Source organism: Pseudomonas sp. ICMP 3272 (assembly GCF_001466905.1).
Classification (GTDB): Bacteria; Pseudomonadota; Gammaproteobacteria; order Pseudomonadales; family Pseudomonadaceae; genus Aquipseudomonas; species Aquipseudomonas amygdali.
Genome location: NZ_LKEK01000070.1, coordinates 1 through 25,714, shown reverse-complemented (window position 1 = coordinate 25,714; position 25,714 = coordinate 1). Strand labels below are relative to the sequence as shown.

Below are 25,714 nucleotides of genomic sequence, written 5' to 3'. Positions count from 1 at the left end.
TATCGATCGTCTGGCATCGCCAGGCGACTTCTTTTCACCGGAGAGTGAGGAATCCATGAAGGTTCTTGTAGCTGTCAAACGAGTGGTCGACTACAACGTCAAGGTTCGCGTCAAGGCGGACAACTCCGGCGTCGATCTTGCCAACGTCAAAATGTCCATGAACCCGTTCTGCGAAATCGCTGTTGAAGAAGCGGTGCGCTTGAAAGAGAAGGGCGTGGCAACGGAAATCGTGGTCGTCACCATTGGTCCGACCACTGCTCAGGAGCAACTGCGTACTGCGCTGGCGCTGGGTGCAGACCGTGCCGTGCTGGTCGAGTCTGCCGAAGAACTGACCTCTCTGGCCGTGGCCAAGCTGCTCAAGGCAGTAGTCGACAAGGAGCAGCCACAACTGGTGATCCTTGGCAAACAGGCTATCGACAGCGACAACAACCAGACCGGCCAGATGCTGGCTGCGCTGAGTGGCTACCCGCAAGGTACGTTCGCCTCCAAGGTTGAAGTCTCCGGTGACAAGGTTGCCGTGACCCGTGAAATCGACGGCGGCCTGCAAACTGTTTCCCTGACCCTGCCAGCCATCGTGACCACGGACCTGCGTCTGAACGAGCCGCGCTACGCTTCGCTGCCCAACATCATGAAAGCCAAGAAAAAGCCGCTTGAAGTGCTGACCCCGGATGCACTGGGCGTTTCCACGGCATCGACCAACAAGACCCTCAAGGTTGAAGCACCGGCTGCACGCAGCGCGGGCATCAAGGTCAAATCGGTGGCTGAACTGGTCGAGAAACTGAAAAACGAAGCGAAGGTAATCTAAATGACGATCCTGGTTATCGCTGAACACGACAATGCGACCGTAGCCCCGGCTACGCTCAATACCCTGGCTGCCGCGCAGAAGATCGGCGGTGACATCCACTTGCTGGTTGCCGGTTCAGGCGTAAGCGCCGTTGCCGACGCCGCCGCCAAAATTGCCGGCGTGGCGAAAGTGCTGGTGGCCGACAACGCTGCCTACGCACATCAATTGCCTGAAAACGTTGCGCCACTGGTCGTAGAACTGGCTGCGGGTCATAGTCACGTTCTGGCTGCTGCAACCTCCAACGGCAAGAACATCCTGCCGCGCGTTGCCGCGCAGCTGGATGTCGATCAGATCTCCGAGATCGTTTCGGTGGTCTCGGCCGACACCTTCACCCGCCCGATCTACGCCGGTAACGCCATTGCCACCGTGCAGTCCACTGCCGCGATCAAGGTCATCACCGTGCGTGCCACCGGTTTCGATCCGGTCGCTGCCGAGGGTGGTTCGGCTTCTGTTGAAGCGGTTTCGGCTGCTCACGATGCGGGCAAGTCCAGCTTCGTCGGCGAAGAACTGGCCAAATCCGATCGTCCAGAACTGACGGCAGCCAAGATCGTCGTATCCGGCGGTCGTGGCATGCAGAACGGCGACAACTTCAAGCACCTGTACACGCTGGCCGACAAGCTCGGTGCTGCAGTGGGGGCTTCCCGTGCTGCGGTCGATGCCGGTTTTGTGCCCAACGACATGCAGGTCGGCCAGACCGGCAAGATCGTTGCGCCTCAGCTGTATATTGCTGTCGGTATTTCCGGTGCCATTCAGCATCTGGCCGGCATGAAAGACTCCAAGGTGATCGTTGCGATCAACAAGGATGAGGAAGCTCCGATCTTCCAGGTGGCCGATTACGGGCTGGTGGCTGATTTGTTCGAAGCCATTCCCGAGCTGGAGAAGCTGGTTTAAGCCACGCGCTTCCACTATAAAGAGAACCCGTTCCGTTCGGGGGTTGTGTGCCGGCAGGTTGCTTGCGGTACATAGGCCCGGATCGAGCGGGTTTTTTTATCGGGTATCAAAAGGACTTTTCATGGTGCACCCCCGGCTGCTGTCTTCGCTTTTTCTCGGGCTGATCATGCTGCCTACGCTGTCATTCGCTGCCAGCAAGTGCGAGCGTCTGATTGTGACCGGCAGTCCGGACGCGCCGCCTTATCTGTGGCGTGATCCTCAGGACCCACGTCATCTGATGGGCGCCAATGCCGATCTGCTGACACAGGCGGCAGGTGAGCTGGGTATCAAGGTCGAGTTCCTGTACGGCGGCAAGCGCAGTCAGGCACTTGAGGAGGTGCGCACCGGGCGCATGGACTTGCTGGCGGACGCGCCGTTCAATGCAGCGCAGCTTGAGTCGCTTGATTACATTCATCCGCCGATTGTGCAGAACGACATCATGGTCTGGACGCGTCACGATCACAGCGTACCGTTCAATACCCTGGCCGAGCTGCACGATCATCCTGGCGCCATGTCGGAAAAGACCCGATTGACGCCTTCATTCGAGGCTGCGGCCAAGCAGCATTTGACCCTGACACGCCTGCCAGGCCTGACCCCGGCTTTTCAGAAGCTGGCGCTGGGTGAGGTGGATTACGTGCTTGCCGGACGTTACGCCGGGATGGTCATGGTGCAGACGCTGGGTCTTTCTGCAGACCTGGCTGCGCAACCCTTGCCGGTCGATACGCCCGGGTTTTATCTGGCGTTGTCGTTCAATTCGGCCTGCAACGAACCATGGTTGCGCGGACAACTGGCGAAAAAGATGACAGAATCGGCCGCCTCCGGCCTTGCGGGTGATGTCATCAGGCACAACCTGGAGTTGTGGAAAGCCCAACTGTTGCAACCTGCCAGCGCCAGCGCACCAGACAAGTAGGGATGTTTTTGTGAGTATTCGTTTTTCAATCGCCGTCATGGCCATCGCCACGCTGGCTGGCTGCGCCAGCGACCCGCTACCGACCGAGCAGTTCAAGCTGACCGAGCAGGCGCTGGAGCAGGCCAAAGCCGTTGGCGCGGGTGATGATCAGCCCGAGATGGAAGTCGCTCTGGCCCGCTTTGCCGAAGCTCGCGCCTCCATGGCGACCCACGCCTACAAGGACGCGCGCATGAAAGCCGAGCAGGCCGAGCTTGATGCCCGGCTGGCAGAGGCCCGAGTGCTCACCCTCAAGAGTCAGGAGCAGGTCAATCAGTTGAATACCCGCCTCAACCGGTTACGCAAGCAACTGGGAGAGGCACAATGAACCGTCTTCCGCGTGTACTGAGTGTGTGCCTGTTGCTGGGTTCGGCTGGCCTTTACGGGTGTGCCGGTCATCAGGACAGCGGGCAGGCCTTGCAACAGGCCAGTGCCGATTTCCAGAAGGTCAAGGAAGATACCGATGTGTTGCGCAGCGCGCCCAAGGATGTCATTCGCGCTGGCGAATCTCTGGCTCGCGCCGAGCGTCTGTCCAGTTACTTGGGGAGCGGTGCCGATGTCGCTCACTACGCCTACCTCAGCAGCCGCTATAGCGAGATCGCGCGTGAGCACAGCAATTTGATGCTGAGCCAGGAGCGCCTGGCGAAAATGGACATGGAGCGCCAGCGTCTGCAATTGGCGCTGCGTGAAGCCAAGCTGGCCAGCGCCCAGCAGCAGGGGCGTTGGCTGGAAGATCAGATCCTCAGTCTGGCAACCACCGAGACCGATCGCGGGCTGGTCATGACGTTGGGAGATGTGCTGTTCGACGCCGGGCACGCCGAGCTGAAAAGCTCGGCCAGTCGCACCATTCTCAAGGTTGTGCAGTTCTTGCAGATCAATCCGCGTCGAGTGGTCCGGATCGAGGGGTATACCGACAGCACAGGTGACCGTCAGGAGAATCTGAAGCTGTCGAAGGATCGTGCACAAGCGGTCGCAGACGTTCTGATGGACCTGGGTGTCGACGAAAAACGTATCCATGTCGAGGGCTATGGTCAGCAGTTCCCGGTGAACGCTAACGCCTCCGAGCGAGGGCGCGCGCAAAATCGCCGTGTGGAAATTGTTTTTTCCGATGAAAAAGGTCAGTTAGGCGCAGCGCGCTGATAAAGACCTCTCAAAAAGCCCGACGCCGGAAACGGCCTCGGGCTTTTTTGGCTTTAAAGGCTTTGCATATGGCGTTTTCAGCCGCGTTTATTTTCATGCAGAGGTCGCGATCGCTGGCTTGAATGTAAACTGTTCCCGTACACTTCTGGACTGTGCCGGTTATTCCGTATCTGTATTTTTAAAAACAATAAATCACCGGTCTTTTCGAGGCTGTGTCATGACCAATCTCTTGCTCTACCAGCGTATCGCTCAGCAGTTGGCCGAAGACATCCGCCGTGGTGTGTATCAGCCCGGCGAGCGTGTGCCGTCCGTTCGCAAAATGAGTTCGCAGCTCAACGTCAGCCATGCGACGGTGTTGCAGGCTTACGCGAACCTTGAAGACCAGGGGCTGATCCGGGCGCGTCCTCAATCCGGCTACTACGTCCATCAAACGCCCGCGCTGACAGCTTCGACCCCGGATATCGCGCGGGTCGAGCGGCCTGGTCTGGTCACGCGCAGCAGCATCATCCAGCAAGTGCTCGAAGAATCCCGCCGCGAGGGCGTGTTCGCCCTGGGTGCCGCTGTGCCTCATGTGGACCACCTGCCGGTGCGCGCGCTGCATCAGCAATTGGCGAAAGTGACGCGTTTTCACAGCCCGCGGGCCTTCAGCTATATGTTCAGTCCGGGTTTCGAGCCGCTGCGCAGGCAGGTCGCCATCCGTATGCGCGACGCTGGTGTGGTGGTCGACCCGTCCGAGGTGGTGATCACTCATGGTTGCGTGGACGCACTGCAAATGACCCTGCGTGTGCTGACCCGGCCGGGTGACCTGATTGCTGCCGAGTCGCCTGCTTATTACGGATTGTTGCAACTTGCCGATCTGCTGGGCTTGAAAGTGATTGAAATCCCCAGCGATCCGGCCACCGGCATCAGCCTGGAGGCCCTGCAACTGGCGGCCAATCAATGGTCAATCAAAGCATTGGTACTGACTTCACGCCTGAGCAACCCACTGGGCGGCACCATGCCGGAGGAGCGGCAGAAGAACCTGCTGCGTCTGGCCTCGGACTTCGATATTCAAGTGGTTGAAGACGATGTCTACGGTGAGTTGATGTTCGAAGTCGGGAGGACCAAGGCGCTCAAGGCGTTCGATCGGCTGGGGAGGGTGATTTACTGTTCCAGCTTTTCCAAGACGCTGTCGCCCGGTGTGCGCATCGGCTGGATCATTGCTGGCAAATACCAGGCAGAAATTCAACGTCTGCAGACTTTCAGCACGCATTCTGCATGCAGTGTTACGCAGATGGCGGTCGCCGCATACCTCGAAAACGGCGGCTACGATCGGCACTTGCGTTTCATTCGCCTGGAATACCGCAAGAATCTCAGCGCCTTCCAATTGGCGGTGCAGCAGTTCTTCCCTGATGGCACGCAGATGAGTCGCCCTGCGGGTGGGTTCATTCTGTGGGTGAGTCTGCCGGGCCGGGTCAATACTCAGGAGCTGCATGTTCGTGCGCTGGAGCAGGGTATCAGTATCGCGCCGGGGTTGATCTTCAGTAATACCGAGCAGTTCAATCACTGCATCCGCCTCAACTGCGGGATGCCTTGGAACAAAGAGGCTGAGCGGGCACTGATGACGCTGGGTATTCTGGCCAAGCAGTTGTGTCAGGAAGCGGTACATGTGTACTGAGTTGTAAAGATTTTTTGTCAATTGTTTTGAACTCTTGGCTTGTCAGGTTGGCCTCAAAAGCACAGCATGTGTTTCTTTTTCCGGCTATTTGCCACTGTCTTGCCTGACTTTTTGCCTATGAATGTTTTTCGCTGTCTGGGATTGCTTGTCGTCGTGCTTCTGAGTGGTTGTGATGCTCAGGATCCCCCTGTGCCCAAGCCCAAAACCGAGGCGGTTATTACTGCTCCGGTCTCGCCTGAAGTGCACTTGAAGACCGAGGCTCCTGTGGAGGCGGTGGCGACGGATGCAAAACAGATAAAGGCACCCGATACCATGCATCAGTTGATGCCAGGTGTCCCGGTGGTGCCGGTAGTGGTGGGCAAGGAAAAATCACAACCCTCAGCGCCTCCGGTGGCCAAGGCGGCAGTTTCTGAAAAATCGCCTTCGAAAGTAGTGGCGGCCAAGGCGCCTGTCAGCAAGCGCAAGAACGCCAAAGACGCCAAAACGGCCAGTGCCAAGGATGTGCGCATCAAGTCGCCAAAGCTCGACCTGAGTTTGCCGCCCGAGCTTGTCAAGGAGCTGGACCCGCCCGCCAATGTGATTACCAGCAAGCGCAAGCCGATATTGCCGCAGATGTTCAGCGACAAGGGGTCTTCGGCCAATCCGGGTCCCTTTGAGCTTGAAGGTCGATTGCTGACCAACGAAATGCAATTGCAGATGCGCAACGAAAACCGTCGCGATGTGGAAGGTGCTGCGCTGGATTTCAAATTCAAGCAGTAAGCCCTGCCTATCGTCCGATACAGCGTTTTCAAACAGACGTTTTGACGGTTAATATCCTTCCTCTTTTTCTATTTTTCAGTAAGGGTGTCTGGTCATGGACTGCCGTTCCGATTGTGGTGCGTGCTGCATAGCGCCTTCTATCACGTCTCCCATACCTGGCATGCCTGAGGGAAAACCTGCAGGTGAGCGATGCCTGCACTTGTCGGTCGAGTTTCTGTGCGCCTTGTTCGGCAGGCCCGAGCGACCTGCGGTATGCAGTCAGTTCAAGGCGGCGGAAGATGTTTGCGGAGTCGATCAGGCGGATGCCATTCGCCTTATTGGTTGGTGGGAAAAAGCTACTGCAGTGGCATGAAAGGGCTGTTTTTGGGCGCAAGTGCTTTGTCGGAACTTCAAAACAAGGAATAAAACAATGAGTCCGCTGTATCGCATGGCTGTTGCTTGTGGTTTTACTGTAATGCTTGCCGGAACGGCGCAGGCTGACGACTGGAAAGTGGTCAAGAACGAGGATGGCATCAAAGTTTCGTTGAGTGACGTGCCTGGGTCCGACTACAAGGCCTACCAGGGCATTGCGCTGATCAATGCCAGCGTGAGCAAGCTGCGTGCGCTTCAAGAGGATGTTGCCGGGGCCTGCGCCTGGATTCATGAGTGCAAGTTGCAGAAGATACTCAAGCACGAAGGTAACAAGACCTGGACCTACAGCCAGTTCAATACGCCCTGGCCGGTGACGCCCCGTGACTCGGTGTTGCTGATCACCACTCTGGAGGGGGCTGACGGCAGTATTACCCGGAATCTTGAGGAGCAGCCCAAGTACGTTCCCGAGGAAAAGGGTTTCGTGCGTGTGACCGAGGTCAAGGGGTTCTGGAAGATGGTGCCCAAGGGGCCAAACCAGACCGAGGTGACTTATCAGGTTCACACCGAGCCCGGTGGTAGCGTGCCATCGATGCTGGCCAACAAGTTTGTTGTCGACGCGCCGTTCAACACGCTGAAAGCGCTCAGAGAGCGGGCCGCGCAAACGCAATAATCTTGCAGTATGCAGTACGCACAAAAAAGGGCTGCCAGTGGCAGCCCTTTGTTTTTGCGTGTAACGCTTACTTGCGGTCTTGCAGGGCGACGATGTCGCGTTGCACATTGCCGGTGTAGAGCTGGCGAGGGCGACCGATCTTGTAAGGGCTGGAGAGCATTTCTTTCCAGTGCGAAATCCAGCCGACGGTCCGCGCCAGAGCGAAGATTACGGTGAACATGCTGGTCGGAATGCCGATAGCCTTGAGGATAATACCCGAGTAGAAGTCGACGTTCGGGTACAGCGAGCGCTCGATGAAGTATGGGTCAGTCAGGGCGATCTCTTCGAGGCGCATGGCCAGTTCAAGTTGAGGATCGTTGGTGATGCCCAGCTCTTTCAGTACTTCGTCGCAGGTCTGCTTCATTACGGTGGCGCGTGGGTCACGGTTCTTGTAGACGCGGTGACCGAAGCCCATGAGCTTGAACGGATCGTTCTTGTCCTTGGCCTTGGCGATGAACTTGTCGATGTTCGACACGTCACCGATTTCATCCAGCATGGTCAGTACCGCTTCGTTGGCGCCGCCGTGTGCCGGGCCCCATAGCGCGGCGATGCCGGCAGCGATACAGGCAAACGGGTTGGCACCCGAAGAACCTGCCATACGTACAGTGGACGTCGAGGCGTTCTGCTCGTGGTCGGCGTGAAGGATGAAGATCTTGTCCATCGCCTTGGCCAGCACCGGGCTGATCGGTTTGATCTCGCACGGGGTGTTGAACATCATGTGCAGGAAGTTTTCGGCGTAGCTGAGGTCGTTGCGCGGGTACATCATGGGCTGACCCATGGAGTACTTGTAGACCATCGCTGCCAGGGTCGGCATCTTGGCGACCAGGCGTACAGCAGAAATCTCGCGGTGCTGCGGATTATTGATGTCCAGCGAGTCGTGGTAGAACGCTGACAGGGCGCCGACTACGCCGCACATGACGGCCATCGGGTGGGCATCGCGACGAAAGCCGTTGAAGAAGGTCTTGAGTTGCTCGTGAACCATCGTGTGGTTCTTGACCACGGCCACGAACTGGGCTTTCTGTTCGGCGGTCGGCAGTTCGCCGTTGAGCAGCAGGTAGCAGGTTTCGAGGTAATCGGACTGCTCGGCCAGTTGTTCGATCGGGTAGCCGCGGTGCAGCAGAATGCCATTGTCACCATCAATGTAGGTGATCTTCGAATCGCAAGAGGCCGTGGACATGAAACCAGGGTCAAATGTGAAGCGGCCGGTGGCGGTCAGGCCGCGTACGTCGATCACGTCCGGACCCACTGTACCGGTCAGAATTGGCAGCTCGACGGGGGCAGCGCCCTCGATGATCAACTGCGCTTTTTTGTCAGCCATGTGGCCTCCTATTTATGCTTCAAATCATCAGACAGGCCCCCCACGCAGGGCCCGCATCACTATAGTGAGATAAATTCTAAAGTCAATTTGCCTAAAGTCGTGTTCCGCAAGGGCCCGCCGTGGATTTTTTCAGACCGTTTCCTGCCGTTTACGCCTTTTGTCCCGGCAACGCAATGCGCCATTGGCGGTAAGTCTGCGCGTTGTCATTAGTAACCTAACTGTCTATACTCGGCGTCCGACCGCCAAAGGCTTTTTGGCCTGTTTCAAGGGGGTCGTCACTTCCTGGGTGGTGGGTACCTGACCAGTGCACTTCCCAACAACTTGCCCTGATTGTTAGGGGCTCTTCAGTGTGAAAAAAAGCCGTGAATAGCCAACGACCTGTAAATCTAGACCTAAGGACCATCAAGCTCCCAGTCACCGCTTACACGTCCATCCTTCACCGCATCTCCGGTGTCATCCTCTTTGTCGGTATTGCAATCATGCTGTATGCAATGGACAAGTCGCTGGCGTCCGAAGAAGGGTTCGGTGAAGTCAAGGCGTGTCTGACCAGCCCGCTGGCCAAGCTGATCATCTGGGGGCTTCTGTCTGCCCTGCTGTATCACATGGTGGCCGGTATCCGTCACCTCATCATGGACTCCGGGGTAGGCGAGACGCTCGAAGGCGGCAAGCTGGGCTCCAAAATCGTTATCGCGGTTTCCGTGGTACTGATTCTTCTGGCGGGAGTATGGATATGGTAACCAACGTCACCAACCTTTCGCGTTCGGGCCTCTATGACTGGATGGCTCAGCGTGTTTCTGCGGTCGTGCTCGCGGCTTATTTCATATTCCTGATCGGATACATGGTCTTTCATCCGGGTCTGAGTTACGCCCAATGGCATGATCTGTTCGCACACAACGGAATGCGTATCTTCAGTCTGCTGGCCCTCGTTGCCCTTGGCGCTCACGCCTGGGTCGGCATGTGGACCATCGCGACCGACTACCTGACGCCGATGGCGCTGGGCAAGTCTGCCACTGCAGTACGTTTTCTGTTTCAGGCGGTATGCGGCGTTCTGATGTTCGCCTACTTCGTCTGGGGCGTGCAGATTCTTTGGGGTATCTGATTCATGGCTAACATAAATTCGCTTTCCTTCGACGCCATCATCATTGGTGGTGGCGGTGCCGGTATGCGCGCTGCTCTGCAGCTCGCTCAGGGCGGTCACAAGACTGCCGTGGTCACCAAGGTGTTCCCGACACGCTCGCACACCGTTTCTGCCCAAGGTGGCATCACCTGCGCAATTGCCTCTGCCGATCCGAACGATGACTGGCGCTGGCACATGTACGATACCGTCAAGGGTTCCGACTATATCGGTGACCAGGACGCTATCGAATACATGTGTTCCGTAGGCCCTGAAGCTGTTTTCGAACTCGAGCACATGGGTCTGCCGTTCTCCCGTACCGAACAGGGTCGCATCTACCAGCGTCCGTTTGGCGGTCAGTCCAAGGACTTCGGCAAGGGCGGTCAGGCTGCACGTACCTGTGCTGCTGCCGACCGTACCGGTCACGCACTGCTGCACACCCTGTATCAGGCCAACCTCAAGGCTGGCACCGTATTCCTCAACGAATACTACGGCGTGGATCTGGTCAAGAATCAGGACGGTGCCTTTGTCGGCATCATCGCCATCTGCATTGAAACCGGCGAAACTTCCTACATCCGTGCCAACGCTACCGTGCTGGCAACCGGCGGTGCAGGTCGTATCTACTCTTCGACCACCAACGCCCTGATCAATACCGGTGACGGTATCGGTATGGCACTGCGCGCCGGTGTCCCGGTTCAGGACATCGAAATGTGGCAGTTCCACCCGACCGGCATTGCCGGTGCAGGTGTACTGGTCACCGAAGGCTGCCGCGGTGAAGGCGGTTACCTGATCAACAAGCACGGCGAGCGTTTCATGGAGCGTTATGCTCCGAACGCCAAGGACCTTGCCGGTCGTGACGTTGTGGCACGTTCCATGGTCAAGGAAATCATTGCTGGTAACGGCTGTGGTCCGGATGGCGACCATGTAATGCTCAAGCTCGATCACCTGGGCGAAGAAGTGTTGCACAGCCGTTTGCCAGGCATTATGGAGTTGTCCAAGACCTTCGCTCACGTCGACCCTGCAACAGCGCCGATTCCGGTAGTTCCTACCTGCCATTACATGATGGGCGGCGTTGCCACCAACATTCATGGTCAGGCGATCACTCAGGACGCCGCCGGTGTCGATCAGATCATTCCGGGTCTGTTCGCGGTAGGTGAAGTGGCTTGCGTATCGGTTCACGGTGCCAACCGTCTGGGCGGCAACTCGTTGCTCGATCTGGTGGTGTTCGGTCGCGCTGCGGGTATCCACCTGGAGAAAGCGCTGAGCGAAGGTATCGACTACGCCCGTGCCTCCGAGTCCGACATCGATGCTGCGCTGGCACGCGTTGCCGGCCTGAACGAGCGCACTACCGGCGAAGACGTCGCCACGCTGCGTAAAGAGCTGCAAAGCTGCATGCAGAACTACTTCGGTGTGTTCCGCACCGGCGAATACATGCAGAAGGGTATTGCTCAGCTGGCTGACCTGCGCGTGCGTATCGCCAACGTCAAGATCAACGACAAGAGCCAGGCATTCAATACCGCCCGTATCGAAGCGCTTGAACTGCAAAACCTGCTGGAAGTTGCCGAAGCCACGGCGATCGCCGCAGAGCATCGTAAAGAGTCCCGCGGCGCTCACGCCCGTGAAGACTTTGAAGATCGCGATGACGAGAACTGGTTGTGCCACACCCTGTATTTCCCGGGTGACAAGCGCGTGACCAAACGTGCCGTGAACTTCTCGCCGAAGACTGTTCCGACTTTTGAACCCAAGATTCGGACTTATTAAGGGGTGGCCGATATGTTGCAAGTCAGTGTTTATCGTTACAACCCTGAGCAGGACGCCGCGCCGTTCATGCAGGAGTTTCAGGTCGATACCGGTGGCAAGGACCTGATGGTGCTGGACGTGCTCGCCCTGGTCAAAGAACAGGATCAAGGGTTCTCTTATCGTCGCTCATGCCGTGAAGGCGTGTGCGGTTCCGACGGCATGAATATCAACGGCAAGAACGGTCTGGCCTGCATCACGCCGCTGTCGGCTGTCGTTGCCAAGAACAAGCTGATCGTACGTCCGCTGCCTGGTTTGCCGGTTATTCGTGACCTGGTCGTCGATATGAGCATCTTCTACAAGCAGTACGAGAAGGTGAAGCCGTTCCTGCAGAATGACACGCCGGCTCCGGCCATCGAACGTCTGCAAACTCCGGAAGAGCGCGAAAAGCTCGATGGTCTGTACGAGTGCATTCTGTGCGCTTGCTGCTCGACTTCCTGCCCGTCCTTCTGGTGGAACCCCGACAAGTTCCTGGGTCCTGCTGCGCTGCTGCAAGCCTACCGTTTCCTGGCTGACAGCCGTGACACCCGCACCAGTGAGCGTCTGGCTTCGCTTGATGATCCGTTCAGCGTATTCCGCTGCCGCGGCATCATGAACTGCGTCAACGTGTGCCCGAAAGGCCTTAACCCAACCAAGGCTATCGGTCACGTGCGCAACATGTTGTTGCAAAACGGCGTCTGATTCATCGTTTTATCTGTTACACCGTTGCACTGAAGTGGCTGCGGCGCAGGCTTCAACCGGCGCCGTAGTTTTAACCTGAGCAGTAGCTCGCAAAGCTGCCGCTCTTATTTTGAAGAAATGAGACCAGCAGGGGCATCCGGGCTGGTACCCGGACTATCTGCGTGATCCCTGGTGACTTGATACAGTCGCTGCACACGACTATTTCAGGATTGCTCTGGTGTCTTCGCCGGTGGTGTCCCCTTACCGAGGGTGACCAAGCATGCAAGAAAGCGTGATGCAGCGCATGTGGAACAGTGCCCACCTATCCGGTGGTAACGCTGCCTATGTGGAAGAGCTCTATGAGCTTTACCTGCACGACCCTAACGCTGTGCCAGAAGAATGGCGCACCTACTTTCAGAAGTTGCCAGCAGACGGCAGCTCTGCCACTGATGTATCGCACTCGACTATTCGCGATCATTTCGTGTTGCTGGCCAAAAACCAGCGCCGCGCTCAACCGGTGTCCGCCGGCAGTGTGAGCAGCGAACACGAGAAGAAGCAGGTTGAAGTGCTGCGACTGATCCAGGCGTATCGGATGCGTGGCCACCAGGCTGCTCAGCTCGATCCGTTGGGCCTTTGGCAGCGCCCTGCGCCTGCGGATCTGTCGATCAATCATTACGGCTTGACCAATGCCGATCTTGATACGACCTTCCGTGCCGGCGACCTGTTCATCGGCAAAGAGGAAGCGAGCCTACGCGAAATTCATGAAGCGTTGCAGCAGACATATTGTCGCACCATCGGCTCCGAGTTCACCCACATCGTGGATTCCGAGCAGCGCAACTGGTTCATGCAGCGTCTTGAGAGTGTTCGCGGCCGTCCAGCGTTCTCGGCTGATATCCAGAGCCATCTGCTCGAGCGTGTCACCGCAGCCGAAGGTCTCGAGAAGTACCTGGGTACCAAATATCCGGGTACCAAGCGCTTCGGTCTGGAAGGTGGCGAAAGCCTGATCCCGATGCTCGACGAGCTGATTCAGCGTTCCGGGTCCTATGGCACCAAGGAAGTCGTGATCGGTATGGCCCACCGCGGCCGTCTGAACGTACTGGTCAACACCTTCGGCAAGAACCCGCGCGACCTGTTCGACGAGTTCGAAGGCAAGAAAAAAGTGGAGCTGGGTTCCGGTGACGTCAAATACCACCAGGGCTTCTCTTCCAACGTCATGACCGCAGGCGGTGAGGTTCACCTTGCCATGGCATTCAACCCGTCTCACCTGGAGATCGTTTCTCCGGTGGTCGAGGGGTCGGTGCGTGCGCGTCAGGATCGTCGCAACGATCCGAATGGCGACAAGGTTCTGCCGATTTCCCTCCACGGCGACGCGGCCTTTGCAGGTCAGGGCGTGGTCATGGAAACCTTCCAGATGTCGCAGACTCGCGGCTTCAAGACGGGCGGCACGATCCACATCGTCATCAACAACCAGGTGGGCTTCACCATCAGCAACCCGCTGGACTCGCGTTCGACCGAGTACGCCACCGACGTTGCCAAGATGATCCAGGCGCCGATCCTCCATGTAAATGGTGATGATCCGGAAGCCGTGATGTTCGTGACCCAGCTGGCGATCGATTACCGCATGCAGTTCAAGCGCGATATCGTGATCGATCTCGTCTGCTACCGTCGCCGCGGTCACAACGAAGCTGACGAGCCTAGCGGCACTCAGCCTCTGATGTATCAGCAGATCACCAAGCAGCGCACCACCCGCGAGCTGTATGCCGAGCATCTGATCAAGACCGGCATTCTCGATGAGGCCCGTGTTCAGGCCAAGGTTGATGATTACCGCAGCGCGCTGGACAATGGTCTGCACGTAGTGAAAAGCCTGGTCAAGGAGCCGAACAAGGAATTGTTCGTCGACTGGCGTCCGTATCTGGGCCACGCCTGGACTGCGCGTCACGACACCCGCTTCGATCTCAAGACCCTGCAGGAACTGTCCGCCAAGCTGATGGAACTGCCGGAAGGCTTCGTCGTGCAGCGTCAGGTTCAGAAGATCTACGAAGACCGTCAGAAGATGCAGGCCGGTGGCTTGCCGATCAACTGGGGTTACGCCGAAACCATGGCGTACGCCACGTTGGCGTTCGAAGGTCACCCGATCCGTATGACAGGTCAGGACATCGGTCGCGGTACGTTCTCGCACCGCCACGCCGTACTGCACAACCAGAAAGACGCCGGGACCTATATCCCGCTGCAGAATCTGTACTCCGGTCAGCCGCGTTTCGACCTGTACGACTCGTTCCTGTCGGAAGAGGCCGTGCTGGCATTCGAATACGGTTACTCGACCACCCAGCCGGATGCACTGGTTATCTGGGAAGCGCAGTTCGGCGACTTCGCCAACGGTGCCCAGGTGGTTGTCGACCAGTTCATCACCAGCGGTGAACACAAGTGGGGCCGTCTGTGCGGTCTGACCATGCTGTTGCCTCACGGCTACGAAGGGCAGGGGCCAGAGCACTCGTCGGCACGTCTTGAGCGTTACCTGCAATTGTGTGCCGAGCACAACATTCAGGTGTGCGTACCAACAACTCCGGCGCAGATCTACCATTTGCTGCGTCGTCAGGTCATCCGCCCGCTGCGCAAGCCGCTGATCGTGCTGACTCCCAAGTCGTTGCTGCGTCACAAACTGGCTGTTTCGACCCTGGAAGATCTGGCCGAAGGCTCGTTCCAGACCGTCATTCCGGAAATCGATACCCTCGATCCGGCCAAGGTCACGCGTCTGGTGCTGTGCAGCGGCAAGGTTTACTACGACCTGCTGGAAAAACGCCGTGCCGAAGGGCGTGAAGACATCGCCATCGTTCGTCTCGAGCAGCTGTACCCGTTCCCTGAAGACGACCTGATGGAAACCATCGCGCCGTACACCAACCTGCAGCATGTGGTCTGGTGTCAGGAAGAACCGATGAACCAGGGTGCCTGGTACAGCAGTCAGCACCATCTGCGCCGCAGCATGGGCAACCACAAACGTGAACTCGTTCTCGAGTACGCCGGTCGTGACGCCTCTGCCGCTCCAGCCTGTGGTTACGCTTCGATGCACGCCGAGCAGCAGGAAAAACTGTTGCAAGATGCCTTCACTGTTTAACGCCTTCGAGCATTAGAAACCGAATTAAGGAATTACAGATAATGGCTATCGAGATCAAAGCCCCCTCTTTCCCGGAATCCGTTGCCGATGGCACCATTTCCAAGTGGTACAAAAAAGAGGGTGATGCGGTAAAACGGGACGAGATGCTGGTCGACATCGAGACTGACAAGGTTGTCCTGGAAGTATTGGCCGAAGCTGACGGCGTGATGGGCTCGATCACCAAGGAAGAGGGCGCTATCGTCCTCTCCAACGAAGTGCTTGGCACTTTGAATGATGGTGCCACGGCATCTGCTGCTCCAGCACCTGCTGCTGCGCCTGCCTCGGCACCTGCCGCTGCACCGGCTGCCGCTGGCGAAGAAGACCCGATTGCCGCGCCTGCTGCGCGTCAACTCGCTGAGGAAAACGGCATCAACCTGGCGAGCGTCAAGGGCACCGGTAAAGACGGCCGTATCACCAAGGAAGACGTGGTCGCTGCCGTTGAAGCGAAGAAATCCGCTCCAGCCGCTGCTCCTGCCGCCAAACCTGCTGCCGCTGCCGCACCGGTTGTCGCTGCTGGCGACCGTACCGAGAAGCGCGTGCCGATGACTCGTGTACGTGCAACCGTTGCCAAGCGTCTGGTCGAAGCCCAGTCGAACATGGCCATGCTGACCACGTTCAACGAAGTCGACATGACCGAAGTCATGGCACTGCGTTCGAAGTACAAGGACCTGTTCGAGAAGTCGCACAACGGCGTACGTCTGGGCTTCATGTCGTTCTTCGTCAAGGCTGCTACCGAGGCGCTGAAGCGCTTCCCGGCTGTCAACGCGTCGATCGACGGCTCCGACATCGTCTACCACGGCTACGCCGACGTCGGTGTTGCAGTGTCCAGCGACCGTGGTCTGGTTGTACCGGTTCTGCGTAACGCCGAGCACATGAGCCTGGCTGAAATCGAAGGCGGCATCGCCACCTTCGGCAAGAAGGCCCGTGATGGCAAACTGTCCATCGACGAGATGACCGGCGGCACCTTCACGATCACTAATGGTGGTACTTTCGGTTCGATGATGTCGACGCCGATCGTCAACCCGCCACAGGCTGCAATTCTGGGCATGCACAACATTCTTCAGCGCCCGATGGCAGTCAACGGTCAGGTAGTGATTCGTCCGATGATGTATCTGGCACTGTCGTACGATCACCGTTTGATTGACGGCAAGGAAGCGGTAACCTTCCTCGTGACCATCAAGAACCTGCTGGAAGATCCGGCTCGTCTGTTGCTGGATATCTGATGAGGCAGTCCTGGGTTGCACGCTTCGAGCTTCAAGTCAGAAGCGAAAAAGCGCGCAGCCGGGGCTGGTGTGTTTCACCTGATTAATAGGTCGCAAGTCGTTTTTGCCTGATCGCGGATCGACTTGCAGCTTGCAGCTAAAAGCTCGCAGCTAAAGAGGAACTCTTTGTTATGTCCCAGAAATTCGACGTGGTAGTGATTGGCGCAGGCCCTGGCGGTTATGTTGCCGCCATCAAGGCTGCGCAACTTGGTCTCAAGACTGCCTGCATCGAGAAGTACCAGGACAAGGAGGGCAAACTGGCCCTCGGTGGTACCTGCCTCAACGTTGGTTGCATTCCTTCCAAGGCGCTGCTCGACAGCTCCTGGAAGTTCTATGAAGCCAAGAACGGCTTCAGCGTGCACGGCATCTCGACATCTGAAGTGAATATCGATGTGCCGGCCATGATCGGTCGCAAGTCGACTATCGTCAAAGGCCTGACCGGCGGCGTTGCCAGCCTGTTCAAAGCCAATGGCGTGACCACTCTGCAAGGCCACGGCAAACTGCTGGCTGGCAAGAAGGTCGAGCTGACGGCTGCCGACGGCACCGTTGAAATCATCGAAGCGGACCATGTGATTCTGGCTTCGGGCTCGCGTCCTATCGACATTCCGCCAGCTCCGGTTGATCAGAAAGTCATCGTCGACTCGACCGGTGCTCTGGAATTCCAACAGGTTCCACAGCGTCTGGGCGTCATCGGCGCTGGCGTGATCGGCCTGGAGCTGGGCTCTGTATGGGCTCGCCTTGGCGCTCAGGTCACTGTTCTGGAAGCACTGGACAAGTTCATTCCGGCGGCCGACGAGGCAGTTTCCAAGGAAGCGCTGAAAACCTTCACCAAGCAAGGTCTGGACATCAAGCTGGGCGCTCGCGTGACCGGTTCCAAGGTCGAAGGCGAAGAAGTGGTGGTCAGCTACACCGACGCCGCTGGCGAGCAGTCGATTACCTTTGATCGTCTGATCGTTGCCGTTGGCCGTCGTCCCGTGACCACTGACCTGCTGGCATCGGATAGCGGCGTTGATCTGGACGAGCGCGGTTTCATCTACGTTGATGACTACTGCACCACCAGCGTTCCTGGCGTGTACGCCATCGGTGACGTGGTGCGTGGCCTGATGCTGGCACACAAGGCGTCGGAAGAAGGCATCATGGTTGTCGAGCGCATCAAGGGCCACAAGGCTCAGATGAACTACAACCTGATCCCGTCGGTTATCTATACCCACCCGGAAATCGCCTGGGTCGGCAAGACCGAGCAGACGCTCAAGGCCGAAGGCGTTGAAGTCAATGTCGGTACGTTCCCGTTCGCGGCCAGCGGCCGTGCCATGGCAGCCAACGACACCGGCGGCTTCGTCAAGATCATTGCCGATGCCAAGACTGACCGCGTACTGGGTGTTCACGTTATTGGTCCAAGCGCTGCCGAGCTGGTACAGCAGGGCGCAATCGCGATGGAATTCGGTAGCAGCGCAGAAGACATCGGCATGATGGTCTTCTCGCACCCGACCCTGTCCGAAGCGCTGCATGAAGCTGCACTGGCTGTGAATGGCGGCGCCATCCATATCCAGAATCGCAAGAAACGCTAAGACAACAAGAGAAACCACGGCGCAGTGCCCGTCGTTGGCCTTGCAAGCAGGGCTTACCGCGGAATCTGCGCCGGACTCGACCTCTCAGGCGGCTTCACGAGTGTCCCACGGCACTTGCGGAGTCCACCCGGAGTAGCGGTCACAGGTGGTGCGGCACGCCGACGTGCAGCACCGAATGCGCAGTACCTAAACGAAGACGGTAATAAGCATGAATCTTCACGAGTATCAGGGTAAGCAGCTGTTCGCTGAGTACGGCCTGCCAGTATCCAAGGGTTACGCGGTAGACACCCCGGAAGCAGCAGCAGAAGCCTGCGACAAGATCGGCGGAACCGAGTGGGTCGTCAAAGCCCAGGTTCACGCAGGTGGTCGCGGTAAAGCGGGCGGCGTAAAGCTGGTTCGCAGCAAGGAAGACGCTGCAGCGTTCGCCCAACAGTGGTTGGGCAAGCGCCTGGTGACTTACCAGACTGACGCCAATGGTCAGCCAGTGACCAAGATCCTGGTCGAATCGTGCACCGACATCGCCAAAGAGCTGTATCTGGGCGCTGTGGTCGATCGTTCCAGCCGTCGTATCGTGTTCATGGCTTCCACCGAAGGTGGCGTGGACATCGAGAAGATCGCTCACGACACTCCTGAAAAGATTCTCAAGGCCACGATTGACCCACTGGTCGGCGCTCAGCCGTTCCAGGGTCGCGATCTGGCATTCCAGCTGGGTCTGGAAGGCAAGCAGGTCACTCAGTTCGCCAAGATCTTCACCGGTCTGGCCAAGCTGTTCCAGGACCACGACCTGGCCCTGCTGGAAGTGAACCCGCTGGTGATCAAGGCTGACGGCGATCTGCACTGCCTGGACGCCAAGATCAACATCGACGCCAACGCCATGTACCGTCAGCCAAAGCTGAAGGGCTTCCACGATCCTTCGCAGGACGATCCTCGCGAAGCTCACGCCGCCAAGTTCGAACTGAACTACGTTGCGCTGGAAGGCAACATCGGTTGCATGGTCAACGGTGCTGGCCTGGCCATGGGTACCATGGACATCGTCAACCTGCATGGCGGCAAGCCTGCAAACTTCCTTGACGTTGGCGGCGGTGCCACCAAGGAGCGCGTTACCGAAGCGTTCAAGATCATCCTGTCCGACGCTAACGTCGCTGCAGTACTGGTCAACATCTTCGGCGGCATCGTTCGTTGCGACATGATTGCCGAAGGCATCATCGGTGCAGTGAAAGAAGTCGGCGTGAAAATCCCGGTTGTTGTTCGCCTTGAAGGTAACAACGCTGAACTGGGCGCTAAAGTACTGGCAGAAAGCGGTTTGAACATCATCGCTGCGACCAGCCTGACCGACGCTGCTCAACAAGTTGTCAAAGCCGCGGAGGGCAAGTAATGAGCGTCCTGATCAATAAAGACACCAAGGTTATCTGCCAGGGTTTCACTGGTTCGCAAGGTACCTTCCACTCCGAGCAAGCCATTGCCTACGGCACCAAAATGGTTGGCGGCGTGACTCCGGGCAAGGGCGGCACCACGCACCTGAACCTGCCAGTGTTCAACACTGTGAAAGAAGCCGTAGACACCACTGGCGCTACTGCCAGCGTCATCTACGTTCCGGCTCCTTTCTGCAAGGATTCCATCCTTGAAGCAGCGTTCGGCGGCATCAAGCTGATCGTCTGCATCACCGAAGGCATCCCGACCATCGACATGCTGGAAGCCAAGGTCAAGTGCGACGAGCTGGGTGTGGTCCTGATCGGCCCTAACTGCCCAGGCGTCATCACTCCGGGCGAGTGCAAGATCGGCATCATGCCAGGTCACATTCACTTGCCAGGCAAAGTAGGCATCGTGTCGCGTTCCGGCACCCTGACCTACGAAGCTGTGAAGCAGACCACTGACGCCGGTTTCGGTCAGTCCACCTGTGTAGGTATCGGTGGTGACCCGATCCCTGGTTCGAACTTCATCGATATCCTGAAGCTGTTCCAGGAAGACCCGAAGACCGAGGCGATCGTCATGATCGGCGAGATCGGCGGTTCGGCTGAAGAAGAAGCCGCTGCCTACATCAAGGCGCACGTGACCAAGCCGGTTGTTTCCTACATCGCTGGTGTGACTGCTCCTCCGGGCAAGCGCATGGGCCATGCCGGTGCAATCATCTCGGGTGGTAAAGGTACTGCAGACGAGAAATTCGCTGCACTGCAGGACGCTGGTGTAAAAACCGTGCGCTCCCTGGCAGACATCGGCAAGGCCCTGGCCGAGCTGACTGGCTGGCCAACCAAGTAAGCTTCACTGTTTGCTGATCAGGTAAGCTCGCTTGCCTGATTCGAGCAATCGACAAAAGCCACCTTCGGGTGGCTTTTGTTTGGGCGCCTGAAAAGGTTCGCCTTACCCGGTCTGGTTCACCTGGACCTCTCATTGCCGGCATTTCCAACTGTCTGGGGCTTTCCATCCGCCAACAAACGGTGCGTCGTCGGCTGTCGCGCCCTGAGACAGTGCATTTTCGGTCGAAGTTGGCTACCCTGTCCGCCGTTTTTGCGTTGCCCTCACGAGGGGCGTTTCGCAAGGTACTGCCACGTCTTACGCCGACGGGCTGCGTCTGCCCCATTCATGGGTGACGTCCCATCCCTTATTTCGATTCCGTGTGGTCCCTCGTAATGAAAGTGTTGAAAGGCCAGGACATCCTGGCACTCGGTTTTATGACATTTGCCCTGTTTGTCGGGGCTGGCAATATCATCTTCCCACCTATTGTCGGCCTGCAGGCCGGGCCACATGTCTGGATGGCGGCGCTGGGCTTTCTGGTCACGGCGGTCGGGCTGCCGGTCGTTACGGTGATTGCTCTGGCCAGGGTAGGGGGAGCAATGGATGCCCTGAGCAGCCCGATCGGCAAGATTGCCGGCGGGGCGCTCGCCGCAGTCTGCTATCTGGCGGTCGGCCCGTTGTTTGCGACCCCGCGTACCGCGACGGTCTCGTTTGAAGTCGGCCTGGCACCTCTGACCGGTGACACTCCAGTCGCGTTGTTCCTCTACAGCCTGGTGTATTTTCTGGTGGTGTTCTGGGTTTCGCTGTACCCGGGGCGCTTGCTCGACACGGTCGGGCGCTTTCTGGCACCGCTCAAGATTATCGCCCTGGCAGTGTTGGGGATCGCGGCATTCGCATTACCCGCAGGCGGAATAGGCGAGGCTGAGCCCGCCTATGCCGCTGCGCCGTTTTCCCAGGGTTTCATCAATGGTTATCTGACCATGGACACCCTTGGGGCGCTGGTCTTCGGGATTGTCATCGTCAATGCCATCCGCTCTCGTGGTGTCGAGTCACCGCGTCTGATCACGCGCTACGCGATCATTGCCGGGCTCATTGCCGGTGTCGGGCTGGCGCTGGTGTATGTCAGCCTGTTTCGCCTGGGTTCCGGCAGCCATGCGGTCGCGGCAGGCGCAAGCAACGGCGCGGCGGTTCTGCATGCCTACGTGCAGCACACCTTCGGTTCATTGGGCAGCGGTTTTCTCGCCGTGCTGATTTCATTGGCGTGTCTGGTGACAGCGGTAGGCCTGACCTGTGCCTGTGCTGAGTACTTTGCCAAGGTGCTGCCGCTGTCCTACCGGACGTTGGTGATCATCCTGGCGGTGTTCTCGCTGCTGGTATCCAACCTGGGGCTGACCAAGCTGATCCAGTTTTCGATTCCGGTGCTCACCGCCATCTATCCACCGTGCATCGTGCTGGTGGCGCTGAGCTTCTGCAAAGGCCTCTGGCAGAGCCAGGGACGGGTTGTTGCACCGGTGATGCTGGTATCACTCATCTTTGGCCTGATCGATGCGCTGAAGGGTGCCGGTTTTACTGACTATCTGCCGGGTGTTCTGACCAGTCTGCCGCTGAGTGATCAAGGCCTGGCGTGGCTGGTGCCCTCGGTAGTCACGCTGGCGGGCGCTGTGGCCGTTGACAGGCTCATGGGCAAGCGCAGCGAGGCGCTGGCTTGAAGTCGGTACACGATGCAATGTCGAACTGACGTCAGGTGTCAGGTAAGACAAGTTAAATGAAAAAGCCCGCTTTGAGCGGGCTTTTTTAGTTCTGTAAGCGTTTCAGCCTTACTTGGTGGCTGGCGCTGCTTCTGGCGCTTTGTTGGCGTTCTCATTGGTACGCTGCTGAGCGGCTTCAGCGTTCTTCTGAGCGGCTTCCTGGCTTTCCTTGGCCGCGTCATTCACTTTTTCCTGAGCCTTTTCCATCGACTCCTGGGACTGCTGAGCTGCCTTGTTGGCATCTTGCTGAGTGTTTTCGGACTTTTTGTCACAGGCGGCAAGGCCCAGGGTGGCAGAAAGCATCAAGGCATAGGCTAAAGATTTACGCATGGGGTGTTTCTCCTTATTGAGTGTTCACGAGGCTAAGAGCCTGCGCTCGTGAGTTAAGTTCCACCCGTGATGACAATATTGAAAGCCGTTGTTTCGCGGTCGTTACAGGCCGATGGCGCTGTACCGATTGCGGACAGTTCTGGCCAGCCCCCACCAACGCAATGCGTGTGTTATCCGGCGCATGAAACGCGTTCCGCGCATCATTGGCTCTTGAAATCCCCGACCCAGCCCCCACCTTGATGACTACCCGCTGTCACACAGGCTGCTGCCTGACCGTGACGGCTTATACCATCCAGATCGGAGTTTGATGATTATGAGTGTGGAAACTCAAAAGGAAACCCTGGGCTTCCAGACCGAGGTAAAGCAACTGCTGCACCTCATGATCCATTCGCTGTATTCCAACAAGGAAATTTTCCTTCGCGAATTGATCTCGAACGCGTCTGACGCGGTCGACAAATTGCGTTTTGAAGCGTTGTCCAAGCCGGAGCTGCTGGAAGGCGGCGCCGAGCTGAAGATTCGCGTGAGCTTCGACAAGGACGCGAAGACCGTTACCCTTGAAGACAACGGCATCGGTATGAGCCGTGAAGATGTGATCACCCATCTGGGGACCATCGCCAAGTCCGGCACCGCTGACTTCATGAAAAACCTGTCGGGCGACCAGAAGAAGGACTCGCACCTGATCGGTCAGTTCGGCGTGGGTTTCTATTCGGCATTCATCGTCGCCGATCAGGTCGAGGTGTTCAGCCGTCGTGCCGGTTCGCCGTCCAGTGAGGGTGTGCACTGGTCCTCCAAAGGTGAGGGCGAGTTTGAAGTTGCAAACGTCGACAAGGCCGAGCGCGGTACGCGTATCGTTCTGCACCTGAAAAGCGGTGAAGAGGAATTCGCTGACGGCTACCGCCTGCGTAACATCATCAAGAAGTACTCCGACCACATTGCTTTGCCGATCGAGCTGCCCAAAGAGCAGGCTCCGGCAGCCGAGGGCGAGGAGGCACCGGCACCGGAGTGGGAAACCGTCAACCGCGCCAGCGCCCTCTGGACCCGTTCTCGCACCGAGGTGAAGGATGAGGAATATCAGGAGTTCTACAAGCACGTCGCGCACGACTACGAGAACCCGCTGAGCTGGAGCCATAACAAGGTCGAAGGCAAGCTGGAGTACACGTCGCTGCTGTACGTGCCTGCGCGTGCTCCGTTTGATTTGTATCAGCGTGAAGCACCGCGCGGCCTGAAGCTCTATGTGCAGCGCGTCTTCGTCATGGATCAGGCCGAGTCGTTCCTGCCGCTGTACATGCGCTTCATCAAGGGTGTGGTCGACTCCAATGACCTGTCGCTGAACGTCTCCCGCGAAATCCTGCAGAAAGACCCGATCATCGACTCGATGAAGTCGGCGCTGACCAAGCGCGTGCTGGACATGCTCGAGAAACTGGCGAAGAACGAGCCCGAGCAGTACAAGGGCTTCTGGAAAAACTTCGGTCAGGTGCTCAAGGAAGGTCCGGCGGAAGACTTCGCCAACAAGGAAAAGATCGCCGGCTTGCTGCGCTTTGCATCGACCTCCGACGACAGCGGCGAGCAAAGTGTTTCTCTGGCCGATTACCTGGCGCGTGCCAAGGAAGGTCAGGACAAGATTTACTACCTCACTGGCGAATCCTACGCGCAGGTCAAGAACAGCCCGCACCTTGAAGTCTTCCGCAAGAAAGGCATCGAAGTGCTGCTGCTGACCGACCGTATCGACGAGTGGCTGATGAGCTACCTGAGCGATTTCGACGGCAAGGGCTTTGTGGATGTGGCGCGTGGCGACCTTGATCTGGGCAGTCTTGACTCCGAAGAGGACAAGAAGGCTCAGGAAGAGATCGCCAAGGACAAAGAGGGCCTGATCGAGCGCCTGAAAGCGGCGCTCGGTGAGTCTGTAAGCGAAGTGCGTGTTTCCCATCGTCTGACCGATTCACCTGCGATTCTGGCCATTGGCGAGCAGGACATGGGGCTGCAGATGCGTCAGATTCTGGAAGCCAGCGGTCAGAAGGTTCCGGACTCCAAGCCAATCTTCGAATTCAACCCGGCCCACCCGCTGATCGGCAAGCTTGATGCAGAGCAGAGCGAAGAACGCTTCGGCGATCTGTCGCACATCCTGTTCGATCAGGCGGCGCTGGCCGCCGGTGACAGCCTCAAGGATCCAGCCGCGTATGTGCGTCGTCTGAACAAGCTGTTGGTAGAACTGTCGGTTTGATAGCCGGTTGACAAGAAACCCGCCTCGGCGGGTTTTTTGTTTCAGTTCCCGCGACACGTTTTTCATCTCCCTAACGATCAGGAGTCAGTAATGAGCAGCAATATCGAAATTCGTTCTGTGGTCTATCAGATCGATGGCCAGACTTATGAAAGCCGTCTTGCCTACGACCCGAAAGCTAGCGCTGCACAGCCAGGCCTGTTGATGGCGCCTAACTGGATGGGTGTTAGCCAGGGTGCTGAAGACATCGCCAAAGCGGTCGCTGCGAAGGGTTATGTAGTGCTGCTGGCTGATCTTTACGGTCAGCAGATTCGCCCGAGTAACAATGACGAGGCGGGCGCTGCCATGACGCCGCTCAAGAATGATCGCGGTCTTCTGCGCAAGCGTATGCAGGCAGGCCTCGACCAGTTGTTGAGCCAGGCGGATGTGTCTCTGGACTCAAGCAAGATCGCAACATTCGGTTTCTGCTTCGGTGGCTGCTGCTCGCTGGAGCTCGCACGTACCGGGGCCGAGCTGAAGGCTGCCATTTCGTTCCACGGTACCCTGGACACGCCCAACCCGGCTGATGCGAAGAGCATCAAGGGCTCGGTACTGGTTCTCCACGGTGCGTCGGACCCGCTGGTGCCAAAAGAGCAATTGCCTGCTTTCGAAGAGGAAATGAACGCCGCAGGTGTGGACTGGCAACTGCACAGTTACGGCGGGGCATTCCATTCCTTCACCGATCCGCACGCCAACGTGCCGGGCATGATGATGTACGACGCCAAAGTGTCGAGCCGTGCGTTCAAGTCGATGCATGATTTGCTGAAAGAAGTGTTCGGCTGAATGGATACCTATCGCGCCTAGGGCGTGCCGGAGAACACTATCGTGCCCACGCAGAGCGTGAGGAACGAGCGGTGTTCTGAAGATCCATCGTTCCTGCAGATGTACCGAAGAACACTATCGTGCCCATGCTCCGCGTGGGCATGCCGGTCTGGACGCTC

At 57.9% G+C, this 25,714-nt stretch carries 23 protein-coding genes; 21 read left to right on the top strand and 2 right to left on the bottom strand.

Annotated features, from left to right (window positions below; all coding sequences use genetic code 11):
• The first annotated feature begins 55 nt into the window (after window positions 1–55).
• The 9 genes from AO068_RS19855 to AO068_RS19820 all read left to right on the top strand — a co-directional run bounded on the left by AO068_RS19855 (window position 56) and on the right by AO068_RS19820 (window position 7,297).
• Window positions 56–805: an electron transfer flavoprotein subunit beta/FixA family protein gene (locus tag AO068_RS19855; protein ID WP_058400455.1), complete on the top strand. Its 750-nt coding sequence runs from the start codon at window positions 56–58 to the stop codon at window positions 803–805.
• On the top strand, window positions 806–1,735 hold the full coding sequence (locus tag AO068_RS19850) for an electron transfer flavoprotein subunit alpha/FixB family protein (protein ID WP_058400456.1): 930 nt from the start codon (window positions 806–808) through the stop codon (window positions 1,733–1,735). It abuts the gene before it with no gap.
• Between the two features lie 121 nt (window positions 1,736–1,856).
• Window positions 1,857–2,684 (top strand): substrate-binding periplasmic protein, encoded by an 828-nt coding sequence (locus tag AO068_RS19845; protein WP_058409240.1) that lies wholly within the window; start codon window positions 1,857–1,859, stop codon window positions 2,682–2,684.
• Window positions 2,685–2,694: 10 nt separating this feature from the next.
• Window positions 2,695–3,048: a DUF4398 domain-containing protein gene (locus AO068_RS19840; protein WP_004658957.1), complete on the top strand. Its 354-nt coding sequence runs from the start codon at window positions 2,695–2,697 to the stop codon at window positions 3,046–3,048.
• Window positions 3,045–3,860 (top strand): OmpA family protein, encoded by an 816-nt coding sequence (locus tag AO068_RS19835; RefSeq protein ID WP_011168312.1) that lies wholly within the window; start codon window positions 3,045–3,047, stop codon window positions 3,858–3,860. Before AO068_RS19840 ends, AO068_RS19835 begins: the two co-directional genes overlap by 4 nt.
• Before the next feature lie 217 nt (window positions 3,861–4,077).
• Window positions 4,078–5,517: an aminotransferase-like domain-containing protein gene (locus AO068_RS19830; RefSeq protein ID WP_058409239.1), complete on the top strand. Its 1,440-nt coding sequence runs from the start codon at window positions 4,078–4,080 to the stop codon at window positions 5,515–5,517.
• A 117-nt stretch (window positions 5,518–5,634) separates the two neighbouring features.
• A complete protein-coding gene (locus AO068_RS19825; RefSeq protein WP_080394997.1) occupies window positions 5,635–6,276 on the top strand; it encodes a translation initiation factor 2 in 642 nt (213 codons plus the stop codon).
• Between the two features lie 94 nt (window positions 6,277–6,370).
• Window positions 6,371–6,628, top strand: a complete 258-nt coding sequence (locus AO068_RS26205) for a YkgJ family cysteine cluster protein (protein ID WP_044321013.1) — start codon at window positions 6,371–6,373, stop codon at window positions 6,626–6,628.
• A gap of 57 nt (window positions 6,629–6,685) precedes the next feature.
• The gene (locus tag AO068_RS19820; protein WP_058409238.1) at window positions 6,686–7,297 is read left to right on the top strand and encodes an START domain-containing protein; all 612 of its coding nucleotides are present in this window, start codon (window positions 6,686–6,688) and stop codon (window positions 7,295–7,297) included.
• A 67-nt stretch (window positions 7,298–7,364) separates the two neighbouring features.
• Here the strand turns inward: AO068_RS19820 and gltA are convergent, their stop codons facing one another.
• Window positions 7,365–8,654: a citrate synthase gene (gltA, locus tag AO068_RS19815; RefSeq protein WP_002552974.1), complete on the bottom strand. Its 1,290-nt coding sequence runs from the start codon at window positions 8,652–8,654 to the stop codon at window positions 7,365–7,367.
• 362 nt (window positions 8,655–9,016) lie between these two features.
• Between gltA and sdhC the strand changes: the two genes are divergently transcribed.
• The 10 genes from sdhC (at window position 9,017) to brnQ (ending at window position 22,147) form a co-directional block, all read left to right on the top strand.
• Window positions 9,017–9,391: a succinate dehydrogenase, cytochrome b556 subunit gene (gene sdhC / locus AO068_RS19810; protein WP_002552975.1), complete on the top strand. Its 375-nt coding sequence runs from the start codon at window positions 9,017–9,019 to the stop codon at window positions 9,389–9,391.
• On the top strand, window positions 9,385–9,753 hold the full coding sequence (gene sdhD / locus AO068_RS19805; RefSeq protein WP_003382006.1) for a succinate dehydrogenase, hydrophobic membrane anchor protein: 369 nt from the start codon (window positions 9,385–9,387) through the stop codon (window positions 9,751–9,753). Before sdhC ends, sdhD begins: the two co-directional genes overlap by 7 nt.
• A gap of 3 nt (window positions 9,754–9,756) precedes the next feature.
• Complete coding sequence (sdhA, locus tag AO068_RS19800; RefSeq protein WP_002552976.1) at window positions 9,757–11,529, top strand: succinate dehydrogenase flavoprotein subunit; 1,773 nt, start codon at window positions 9,757–9,759, stop codon at window positions 11,527–11,529.
• Between the two features lie 12 nt (window positions 11,530–11,541).
• A complete protein-coding gene (locus AO068_RS19795; RefSeq protein WP_003343563.1) occupies window positions 11,542–12,246 on the top strand; it encodes a succinate dehydrogenase iron-sulfur subunit in 705 nt (234 codons plus the stop codon).
• A 259-nt stretch (window positions 12,247–12,505) separates the two neighbouring features.
• The gene (locus tag AO068_RS19790) at window positions 12,506–15,337 is read left to right on the top strand and encodes a 2-oxoglutarate dehydrogenase E1 component (RefSeq protein ID WP_058400463.1); all 2,832 of its coding nucleotides are present in this window, start codon (window positions 12,506–12,508) and stop codon (window positions 15,335–15,337) included.
• A gap of 41 nt (window positions 15,338–15,378) precedes the next feature.
• Window positions 15,379–16,599 (top strand): 2-oxoglutarate dehydrogenase complex dihydrolipoyllysine-residue succinyltransferase, encoded by a 1,221-nt coding sequence (gene odhB / locus AO068_RS19785; RefSeq protein ID WP_044323471.1) that lies wholly within the window; start codon window positions 15,379–15,381, stop codon window positions 16,597–16,599.
• Between the two features lie 170 nt (window positions 16,600–16,769).
• Entirely contained in the window at window positions 16,770–18,206 is a 1,437-nt protein-coding gene (gene lpdA / locus AO068_RS19780) for a dihydrolipoyl dehydrogenase (protein WP_004664698.1), read from the top strand.
• 208 nt (window positions 18,207–18,414) lie between these two features.
• Window positions 18,415–19,581, top strand: coding sequence for an ADP-forming succinate--CoA ligase subunit beta (gene sucC, locus AO068_RS19775; protein ID WP_003316561.1), 1,167 nt, complete (start codon window positions 18,415–18,417; stop codon window positions 19,579–19,581).
• Complete coding sequence (sucD, locus tag AO068_RS19770; RefSeq protein WP_003316562.1) at window positions 19,581–20,462, top strand: succinate--CoA ligase subunit alpha; 882 nt, start codon at window positions 19,581–19,583, stop codon at window positions 20,460–20,462. The genes sucC and sucD overlap by 1 nt, the downstream gene beginning before the upstream one ends.
• A gap of 371 nt (window positions 20,463–20,833) precedes the next feature.
• The gene (gene brnQ / locus AO068_RS19765; RefSeq protein ID WP_058409237.1) at window positions 20,834–22,147 is read left to right on the top strand and encodes a branched-chain amino acid transport system II carrier protein; all 1,314 of its coding nucleotides are present in this window, start codon (window positions 20,834–20,836) and stop codon (window positions 22,145–22,147) included.
• 108 nt (window positions 22,148–22,255) lie between these two features.
• Here the strand turns inward: brnQ and AO068_RS19760 are convergent, their stop codons facing one another.
• Complete coding sequence (locus tag AO068_RS19760) at window positions 22,256–22,516, bottom strand: lipoprotein (protein ID WP_002552985.1); 261 nt, start codon at window positions 22,514–22,516, stop codon at window positions 22,256–22,258.
• A gap of 313 nt (window positions 22,517–22,829) precedes the next feature.
• Here AO068_RS19760 and htpG point away from each other — a divergent pair, with 313 nt between their 5' ends.
• Both htpG and AO068_RS19750 read left to right on the top strand, forming a co-directional pair.
• Entirely contained in the window at window positions 22,830–24,737 is a 1,908-nt protein-coding gene (htpG, locus tag AO068_RS19755) for a molecular chaperone HtpG (RefSeq protein WP_058409236.1), read from the top strand.
• Between the two features lie 90 nt (window positions 24,738–24,827).
• The gene (locus AO068_RS19750) at window positions 24,828–25,556 is read left to right on the top strand and encodes a dienelactone hydrolase family protein (RefSeq protein ID WP_058409235.1); all 729 of its coding nucleotides are present in this window, start codon (window positions 24,828–24,830) and stop codon (window positions 25,554–25,556) included.
• Window positions 25,557–25,714: the final 158 nt, after the last annotated feature.

Excerpts from the sequence above, each read along its gene's own strand:
- AO068_RS19795 (WP_003343563.1), top strand. The coding sequence starts at position 11,542 with ATGTTGCAAGTCAGTGTTTATCGTTACAACCCTGAGCAGGACGCCGCG.
- AO068_RS19835 (WP_011168312.1), top strand. The coding sequence starts at position 3,045 with ATGAACCGTCTTCCGCGTGTACTGAGTGTGTGCCTGTTGCTGGGTTCG.
- AO068_RS26205 (WP_044321013.1), top strand. The coding sequence starts at position 6,371 with ATGGACTGCCGTTCCGATTGTGGTGCGTGCTGCATAGCGCCTTCTATC.
- AO068_RS19820 (WP_058409238.1), top strand. The coding sequence starts at position 6,686 with ATGAGTCCGCTGTATCGCATGGCTGTTGCTTGTGGTTTTACTGTAATG.
- AO068_RS19850 (WP_058400456.1), top strand. The coding sequence starts at position 806 with ATGACGATCCTGGTTATCGCTGAACACGACAATGCGACCGTAGCCCCG.
- sucD (WP_003316562.1), top strand. The coding sequence starts at position 19,581 with ATGAGCGTCCTGATCAATAAAGACACCAAGGTTATCTGCCAGGGTTTC.
- AO068_RS19845 (WP_058409240.1), top strand. The coding sequence starts at position 1,857 with ATGGTGCACCCCCGGCTGCTGTCTTCGCTTTTTCTCGGGCTGATCATG.
- AO068_RS19750 (WP_058409235.1), top strand. The coding sequence starts at position 24,828 with ATGAGCAGCAATATCGAAATTCGTTCTGTGGTCTATCAGATCGATGGC.
- AO068_RS19825 (WP_080394997.1), top strand. The coding sequence starts at position 5,635 with ATGAATGTTTTTCGCTGTCTGGGATTGCTTGTCGTCGTGCTTCTGAGT.
- AO068_RS19830 (WP_058409239.1), top strand. The coding sequence starts at position 4,078 with ATGACCAATCTCTTGCTCTACCAGCGTATCGCTCAGCAGTTGGCCGAA.
- AO068_RS19855 (WP_058400455.1), top strand. The coding sequence starts at position 56 with ATGAAGGTTCTTGTAGCTGTCAAACGAGTGGTCGACTACAACGTCAAG.
- odhB (WP_044323471.1), top strand. The coding sequence starts at position 15,379 with ATGGCTATCGAGATCAAAGCCCCCTCTTTCCCGGAATCCGTTGCCGAT.
- AO068_RS19760 (WP_002552985.1), bottom strand. The coding sequence starts at position 22,516 with ATGCGTAAATCTTTAGCCTATGCCTTGATGCTTTCTGCCACCCTGGGC.
- brnQ (WP_058409237.1), top strand. The coding sequence starts at position 20,834 with ATGAAAGTGTTGAAAGGCCAGGACATCCTGGCACTCGGTTTTATGACA.
- htpG (WP_058409236.1), top strand. The coding sequence starts at position 22,830 with ATGAGTGTGGAAACTCAAAAGGAAACCCTGGGCTTCCAGACCGAGGTA.
- sdhA (WP_002552976.1), top strand. The coding sequence starts at position 9,757 with ATGGCTAACATAAATTCGCTTTCCTTCGACGCCATCATCATTGGTGGT.
- gltA (WP_002552974.1), bottom strand. The coding sequence starts at position 8,654 with ATGGCTGACAAAAAAGCGCAGTTGATCATCGAGGGCGCTGCCCCCGTC.
- sucC (WP_003316561.1), top strand. The coding sequence starts at position 18,415 with ATGAATCTTCACGAGTATCAGGGTAAGCAGCTGTTCGCTGAGTACGGC.
- AO068_RS19790 (WP_058400463.1), top strand. The coding sequence starts at position 12,506 with ATGCAAGAAAGCGTGATGCAGCGCATGTGGAACAGTGCCCACCTATCC.
- sdhD (WP_003382006.1), top strand. The coding sequence starts at position 9,385 with ATGGTAACCAACGTCACCAACCTTTCGCGTTCGGGCCTCTATGACTGG.
- lpdA (WP_004664698.1), top strand. The coding sequence starts at position 16,770 with ATGTCCCAGAAATTCGACGTGGTAGTGATTGGCGCAGGCCCTGGCGGT.